Consider the following 1,926-nt stretch of genomic DNA (forward strand, 5'->3'; position numbering starts at 1 on the left):
TCGCCTGCCCAGTCCAACACGCCCTTACCCATGTCTGGCACTGGTCGAACTGGCGCCGCGCCAGCCAGGCCAGGGCCCGCGCCAGCCACTACAAACGTCGACATCACAAACTGTCGTTGCAGTACTAAGATGCTCTTTTCCATCCTGGGTGTCCCCATGACGTCGTACAACCGTTGCCAGAGCTGCATATTCGACTTGCGGTGGGCGTCGAACGTAGCTTGCAAAGTCACCAACTGAACGTCTGCCGGGACTTGCTGCTTCACCTCTGGTCCGTGGGGTGGTGGCTCCTGTCCCCACCAGGGCGACCACTCCGATCTGGCTTCAGCCTCGGTCATCTTGGAAAGTCTTTCCAGTAACGTGCGACAGGCGACGGGTGAGGAAAGCACCTGCTCAAGGCATCGGTGATAGTCCGGGGGCTGCATTTGCTTGTGTTCGAGCATTGCACATCGCTCCCAAGTACTCCGTCCTGAGACGAAGAGATCGACTTTACACCTGAGATCTCGGAGTAGCACGTGCGCCCGATGACGATGATCGGATCGCTGGCGGCAACGACTCCGGAACCTGCACCGGGACGAAGTGGTGTTCGAGCGCGGGCCGGCGGCAGTCTGCACTCGTTCCGTATGTGGATATCCTTATCCGGGCGCCTCCGCGGTCCAACCCTCACCCGAGACCGCGGTACCGGGGATCAGGGTCATGCCGTCATCGGCGGTCTGTGAATCAGGTTTTGAGTCTCGAACGTAGTCCTCTGCTGTCAGAGGCGGGTCACCCTCGATAATCGGTTCTTCCGGGTCGATCTCGTCCCAGTCGTCTTCCGGTGCGCTCTGGTCGTCAGTCACGGAACTGTGGTCCTTGTCAGAGGGAGGGGTGGGGTCGGACGAGGTGGTGTTGATGAGCAAGCCTATCGCAACGCCAGCGACCACGACCGTTCCAGCGGCAAACAACAGCGGCTTGCGCATGGCGCTCCTTGCGATCGGCGGCTACTTGTAGTTCACGCTATCTGGTTCGATTACGCCAGAGCACTTGGTGCAGGGAACCTGCAGCGAGACGAATCGGCACCCCACACGGCTTGGAGCTGGCCGGTGCCCACCGGTAGCGGATCGATGACCGGTCAACGATGCGTCAGCGGATCTTCCGGCGGTCCTCGAAGATGGAAGCAGGATCGACCGGGCTCATGGAAGGTGCTGACGAGTGCGATACACAGGAAGCGCAGAGGTCGACCGCATGTTCTGTCTGAAGGACGAGGATGAACGCGCATGGGAGGAGCTTCCGCCACTTCCAGAAATCGGTTTCGGCCTAGCCGCCAGCGATCCCGGGATGGTCTACGTCTATACCGGGATGTACATGGGTCCGCCTCGATCTCAAGGTGGAAGTGCTCGGCGACCGTCCAGCCACTGTCGACGACGGTTGGGAAGACATCGAAGAGGTATCGTTCGAGACGTTTTCCGACACTGTCGCCGTGCTGACCGGCTCGGAGACGCCGATCGCTGGGTTTCCGCCCACCGTCCTCTCCGCCGGCGCGGGCACCTATCGCGTCCGAGTCCACTCATTCGGGCGTGACCTTATGTGGGACCTCGTCGCGGAGGTGCCGGTCGAGAAGTACAAGATTCAGATCTGGCCCGCCGCACTAGCTGGCTCGGTCGTGGTCCAACATCGGAGTGTGCACGCGGTCATGGGCCGCTGAAAGGTCTCCGATTGTGCTCGCTCATCGATCGGTGTCCGGTCGGTGCTATCCGAGGGTGTTGGGTGCGGCGTCTTGTGCACGCACGGACAGGTGTCACCTGTATTAACCTGGATGCACCGATTCGGTTGGGTCGGTGAGCGGGTCGTAACGGCGAAATGCCCTGTCGTGGTGGAAGAATTGGACTTCTCACAGAACCTTTTCAACCATCCCGAAGGGCATCTCGTAGGTGCAACTATCTCATACCC

Annotated in this window: 3 protein-coding genes; 1 reads left to right on the forward strand and 2 read right to left on the reverse strand. The window is 60.5% G+C overall.

Annotated features, from left to right (window positions below):
• Together WAW17_RS15835 and WAW17_RS15840 are read right to left on the reverse strand one after the other, a co-directional pair.
• Window positions 1-440, reverse strand: a 440-nt coding sequence (locus WAW17_RS15835) for a hypothetical protein (protein WP_422333898.1), incomplete at its 3' end; no start/stop codon positions are given.
• A 192-nt stretch (window positions 441-632) separates the two neighbouring features.
• Window positions 633-956, reverse strand: coding sequence for a hypothetical protein (locus WAW17_RS15840; protein WP_422333899.1), 324 nt, complete (start codon window positions 954-956; stop codon window positions 633-635).
• 407 nt (window positions 957-1,363) lie between these two features.
• Between WAW17_RS15840 and WAW17_RS15845 the strand changes: the two genes are divergently transcribed.
• Window positions 1,364-1,681, forward strand: a complete 318-nt coding sequence (locus WAW17_RS15845; protein ID WP_422333900.1) for a hypothetical protein — start codon at window positions 1,364-1,366, stop codon at window positions 1,679-1,681.
• Window positions 1,682-1,926: the final 245 nt, after the last annotated feature.

This window comes from Rhodococcus sp. (in: high G+C Gram-positive bacteria) (genome assembly GCF_049286785.1).
GTDB lineage: Bacteria > Actinomycetota > Actinomycetes > Mycobacteriales > Mycobacteriaceae > Rhodococcus_F.

Bases quoted from the DNA above. Each gene is read 5' to 3' on its own strand.
- WAW17_RS15840 (WP_422333899.1), bottom strand. From the start codon at position 956: ATGCGCAAGCCGCTGTTGTTTGCCGCTGGAACGGTCGTGGTCGCTGGC.